Raw genomic sequence first — 4995 nt, 5'->3', positions numbered from 1 at the left:
GGCGACCACCGAGGCGACCTGCCCGGCGGGCACGAACACCACCACCTCGCCGGGCCGGTTGAGGCCGCCGGTGGTGTCGGAGCCGGTCTCGCAGGCGATCCACCGCGCGCCGTCCCACACCTCCCACGCCAGCGGGGGCTGGCGCGGGTCGACGCCGACGCCCTCGACCCGGCTGTCCAGCCGGACGACGAGGATGCAGCGCGGCACGACGGCGGGCAGCGCGAACAGCATGGCGTCCCCGACCTGGGGGTGCGGCTGGAAGCACGGCACGTCCACGCCGTCGGCCAGCCGCGCCGTGGCGTCGGTCTGCTCCCCCGCGGCGGAGACGGTGACCAGCCGGTCGAGGGAGCTGGGGACGACGGGCAGGTCCTCGGCGGTGGAGAACACCACCGCCTCCTCGGTCTCGGTCCGCAGCGTGGACACCTCGGTGCCCGCCCGCAGCAGCACCGTCTCGGGCTGCGGGGCCGACAGCCAGAAGTCGACCTCGGCGGTCGCCGCGGCCGGCGGGAAGAGCCGGACGCCCAGCAGGTCGAGGAAGGCCGAGTAGTTCTTCTCCGGCACCCGGTTCAGCCGGTAGAGCAGCTGGTCCACCATGTACGCGAAGGTCTCGATCAGGGTGACCCCGGGGTCGGACACGTTGTGGTCGGTCCACTCCGGGGCCCGCTGCTGGACGAACCGCTTGGCCTCGTCGACGAGTTGCTGGAACCGGCGGTCGTCCAGGTTCGGGGAGGGCAGCGCCATCAGCTCACTCCCCCGGTCACGGCGCCCAGGGCACCCGGGACGTCCGGGGCGTCCGGGGCGTCCGGGGCGTCCGGCGAGCTCGGGATGGTGTAGAAGGGAAAGACCAGGTTGCGGCGGTCGTTGGTGGACCGCACGGTGTAGTGGACGTCGATGTAGAGCGTGCCGTCGTCGACGGTGTCGAAGGCGATCACGACGTCGTCCACCTCGATCCGCGGCTCCCAGCGTTCCAGCGCGGTGCGCACCTCGCGCGCGATCCGGCCCGCCGTGCCGCCGTCGCTCGGCGCGAACACGTACTCGTGGATGCCGCAGCCGAACTCCGGGCGCATCGGCCGCTCCCCGGGGGCGGTGCCGAGGATCAGCCGGATGGCCTCCTCGATCTCCCGGTCCCGGTCCACCATGCCGATGCCGCCGGTGGCGTTCACCCGCAGCGGGAAGGCCCAGCCTCGCCCGATGAAGCCGCTCACGCGACGCCCCCGATCAGCACGTTGAGGGCGCCGGTGACGATCTTCGCGCCGCAGGCCGTCTGGTCGCCCATCCGCGCCGCGGGCAGCCCCCCGATCAGGACCAGGCCCCCGGCCGCCGCCTTGGGGCTGGGCATGACGACGTTGCCGGGCCCGAGTTCCACGTGCGGCACGCACACGTGCAGGCTGCCGGTGACGGCGGCCGGGCGGCCGCCGATCAGCACGGTCGCCGCCGCGAGGGCGCCTGGTGGCGGGGTGGTGATGGCACCGCCGTCGCTGGTGGTGTCACCCATCCGGGCTGCGGGGGGCATCTGCGTTCTCCAATCGGGTGGTTCGAGGGGCCGGAGGGTTCGGGCCGAACTGACGGTAATTCAGCTGACGGCGATTCAGTTGATGCGCACGAGGGCCGCCTTGAGCACAGCCAGCGCGCCGCCGTCCACGGTGACCCCCGTACGGCCGGTGACGTTCACCGATCCCCCGCGCAGGTTCACCGCCCCGGCGCCGGCGTCGATGGTGATGCCGGTGGAGGACAGCCGCACCGAACTCGCCGCCGCCGCACCGGCCGCGCCGAAGACGGTCAGGACGATCTCGCCGCGCTGCTCGTCCAGCCGCACCTCCAGCTTCCGGTCCCCGCTGGCCAGCCGGACGCCGGACTGGCCGCCCGGCACGTCCAGCAGTTCCAGGCGGTGGCCCGAACGGGAGACCAGCGAGCGGCGGTTGACCTTCCCGCCGGCCGGGTCGACCAGCGGCACCTCGTGCGGCGAGGGTTTGTCGACGCCGTTGTAGAGGCCGCCCAGCACGTACGGGCTGTCCAGGCTGCCCTGCTCGAAGCCGACCAGCACCTCGTCGTTCACCTCGGGGCTGAACACCCCGCCGCCGCCCTGCCCGCCCCACTGGACGGTGCGCACCCAGTCGGAGACGTAGGTGTCGTCCAGCCACGGGAACTTCAGCCGCACCCAGCCGCGTTGCGCGCCCCCCGGCTCCCGGACGTCGGTGACCACGGCGACGGCGAGGCCGGGCATCCGGGGCCCGCGCGGCACCGCGCCGCTCCCGGCGACGAGCCCCGCGAGGGAGCGGTCCGGCGCCGCGCTGACCACGACGGTCGTCCGGTAGCCGCGGAAGGGCTCCAGCAGGTGGCGCACCGCGGTGGCCGTGTAGCGGCCCGAGAAGGCGGCGCCGACGTTGCCCAGGGCGACCGGAACGCCCGCCCGCAGCTTCGGATTGCCCTCGACGACCACCTCCAGCTCGCCGAACCCGGCGGCCACCGAGGCGGCGACCGACCCGGCCGCGGCCGCCGTCTCCGCCTGCGTGCGGTACGGGGTGTCGGTGACGGTCATCCGCGCCTGCCCGGCGAAGGCGGCGGCCGCCGTCGACGGGCTCATCCCGGGCCGCACCGTCTCGCTGGCCACCGACGGCTCCGTGGCGACCAGGGCCTTCTTGGTGAGGACGTTCCAGCCGCGCACCTCGACGGTGTCCGCCCCGCCGCCGCCCGTCAGCACGCCGCGCAGCTCCAGCAGGTTGCGGCCGTACTCCAGGACCAGCGGATTCTGCGGAGCGGGCGTCGAGGGGGCCGGGGCCGAGGAGGCCTGCTCGGGCTTGACGAACTCCAGCAGCCCCTCGTCGTCCGCCCGCACCTGCGCACCGCTCTCCTGCGCCAGGTACTGGAGGAACTCCCAGTCCGAGACGTTGGCCTGCGACAGCTGCTCGTGGACGACGGGGAACGCGTCGACCCGGCCGCAGCCGAGCCCGGCGCCCGCGGCGACCTGACGGACGATGTCCGCCGTCGACATGTTGCGGAACGCCTTCACCCGGCGCCCGCGCATCAGCCGGTGGGTGATGGCGGACGCCCGCACCACGGTGAACGAGCCGGTGGTGTCCACGTCCAGCTCCAGCGCCGTCACCTCGCCGGTGAACAGCCGCACCTGCGCGTTGCCCTGCACCGTCATCACGGAGACCCGCAGCCGGGTGCCGATGGTGACCCCGGTCGCGGAGAGGAAGGTGTGGTCCGCGTCGCGGAACATCAGCACGGCCGTGTCGGGCAGGCCCGTGCTCTCCTCGATGTCGCAGGAGACCAGCTGGGCCGCCCAGACCGGCGGCAGCGGGCCGGGCGCCTCGACGATCGGATCCGCGGCGAAGGAGCGGCCGCCGCGTGCCTCGGGAGTGGTCATGACCGCCCTCCTCGGGTGGGCTCGTCGATCCCCGGCACGATCAGTTCCACCCCGGGGACGAGCACCATCGGGTCGTCGATGTCGTTGGCCTCGGCGATGGTGCGCCAGGCCGTCGCGTCGCCGTACTCGCGCCAGGCGAGCAGCGGCAGGCTGTCGCCCGCGATCACCCGGTGGGTGCTGCGCGCCTCCATCGAGCCGGAGGTCGGGTTCTGGCCCGGCGTGTCGACACTGGCCTCGTCGATGGTGAACGAGCAGGTGGCCCGCAGCGGCTTGCCGTCGACGTCGAACAGCGAGTAGGTGACCTGAAGGCCGGTCAGCACGCCGTTGAACGACGTCGTCGACGACGTGCCCCAGTCCAGCCGGATCCACGGGCTCGCCGGCTTCTTGCGCGCCAGGCTGGCCGGGGTCGGCACACAGGCCGTCATCAGCTGCTCCACCGCCTTTTCCACGGAGTCGTCATGGGTCGCCGTCGCATCGAGGAACACCTCCATGGACAGCGAGCGGGGCCCGCTGCCGACGAACTCGGGCAGCGCGGACTCGGCGGCCATCCGGGACGGGGTGCGGCGCCACTCCGAGGACTTCCGCAGCACCAGGCTCGACGGGTTGAACTGAAGCGGGAGCCGCGCGATCACCCCGCCGGGCTGGGCGCCGACCGTCGCCGGCGGCTCCATGATGGCCAGTTGGGCCCGGGTGACACTCGCGGGGACGTCTGACATCCCGCACCTCCTTCCGTTCGTCGTCCGATGGATGGCCTGCGCCGGGTGCGGCGCGCCGTCACGATGACGGGCGCAGCCCGGCGTGGGCGATCTCCAGGGACTCCATCGCCGCCTGCGAGTTCGCCGGGTCGAACGACGGGCCCTGCCAGCGGACGGGCACGATGCCGAGCACCTGCCAGCTGACGATGGGGCTCAAGTCTGGCCGCAGGGCCACGATTTCACCGTTCTTGGGCTGGACCCGCCGCACGGTCTCGTCCAGCCAGCGGGCGATCTTGACGGTGTCCGCGGTGACCGCGCGGGTGAGCGTGATGTTCGACCAGGTGATCCGGCCCGGCAACTGCCAGGAGAAGCCGTTGTTACCGCCCTCGGCGTACTGGTGGATCTCGACCTCGGCGCCCAGCCCCGAGCACGTCGTGAACTCGCCCAGATCATTGCCGCCGATCGTGAGCTTGAAGAACACGCTCGTCGCGAAGATGTTGTCGGTCATTCCTGCCTCCGTCGCCCTGCCCGCCTGCCACCTGCCACTGCCCGTCTGCCCGCCGCGCCCCGAGCGCTCAGCGACGGCCGTCGTACGGCCGCCCGGCGCGCTCCCTCCCCCTGCGCAACTCCGCGCGCAGCAGCCGTCCGACGGGCTCGATCAGGCGCCGGGCCAGTTCGTCGAGGTCGGCCCCCGACGTGGGCCCGGTCGACGATCCGCCGCCCGGCTGAGCGGGCGGGGCCGCGGTCGGCGGCGGGGACGAGGCGGTGGTCTGGACGGTCACCGGAGTGCGGGCCGGTACGGCGGTCAACGGCACCCCGTGCAACCCCGCCTGCTCCGCCACCCGTTGCAGCACCCGGGCGGTATCCGTCGAAGGCCGCGCCGGCCCGGACGGCCCTGAGGACGAGCCCGCGCCGTCCCGGGACGGCGAG

Annotated in this window: 7 protein-coding genes; all 7 read right to left on the bottom strand. The window is 73.5% G+C overall.

The genetic code is table 11. The features are described from left to right. On the bottom strand, positions 1-741 hold a 741-nt coding region (locus tag ACFVX9_RS39410), incomplete at its 3' end, for a putative baseplate assembly protein (protein ID WP_387987073.1). Further along, positions 741-1205: a GPW/gp25 family protein gene (locus ACFVX9_RS39405; RefSeq protein ID WP_387987070.1), complete on the bottom strand. Its 465-nt coding sequence runs from the start codon at positions 1203-1205 to the stop codon at positions 741-743. The genes ACFVX9_RS39405 and ACFVX9_RS39410, both read right to left, overlap by 1 nt. Next, positions 1202-1513, bottom strand: coding sequence for a PAAR domain-containing protein (locus tag ACFVX9_RS39400; RefSeq protein WP_063346007.1), 312 nt, complete (start codon positions 1511-1513; stop codon positions 1202-1204). The genes ACFVX9_RS39405 and ACFVX9_RS39400 overlap by 4 nt, the downstream gene beginning before the upstream one ends. A 75-nt stretch (positions 1514-1588) precedes the next feature. After that, on the bottom strand, positions 1589-3370 hold the full coding sequence (locus tag ACFVX9_RS39395) for a VgrG-related protein (RefSeq protein ID WP_380371025.1): 1782 nt from the start codon (positions 3368-3370) through the stop codon (positions 1589-1591). After that, positions 3367-4086, bottom strand: a complete 720-nt coding sequence (locus ACFVX9_RS39390) for a LysM peptidoglycan-binding domain-containing protein (RefSeq protein WP_063346009.1) — start codon at positions 4084-4086, stop codon at positions 3367-3369. The genes ACFVX9_RS39395 and ACFVX9_RS39390 overlap by 4 nt, the downstream gene beginning before the upstream one ends. A 58-nt stretch (positions 4087-4144) precedes the next feature. Further along, positions 4145-4573 (bottom strand): phage tail protein, encoded by a 429-nt coding sequence (locus ACFVX9_RS39385; protein ID WP_063346010.1) that lies wholly within the window; start codon positions 4571-4573, stop codon positions 4145-4147. 67 nt (positions 4574-4640) lie between these two features. After that, a partial coding sequence (locus ACFVX9_RS39380) for a hypothetical protein (protein ID WP_387987065.1) occupies positions 4641-4995 on the bottom strand: 355 nt, incomplete at its 5' end.

Origin of the sequence: Kitasatospora sp. NPDC058243 (assembly GCF_042882025.1) — a bacterium.
Classification (GTDB): Bacteria; Actinomycetota; Actinomycetes; order Streptomycetales; family Streptomycetaceae; genus Kitasatospora.
The sequence above is the reverse complement of the archived record's forward strand: the minus strand, read 5'-3'. Positions and strand labels throughout refer to the sequence as shown.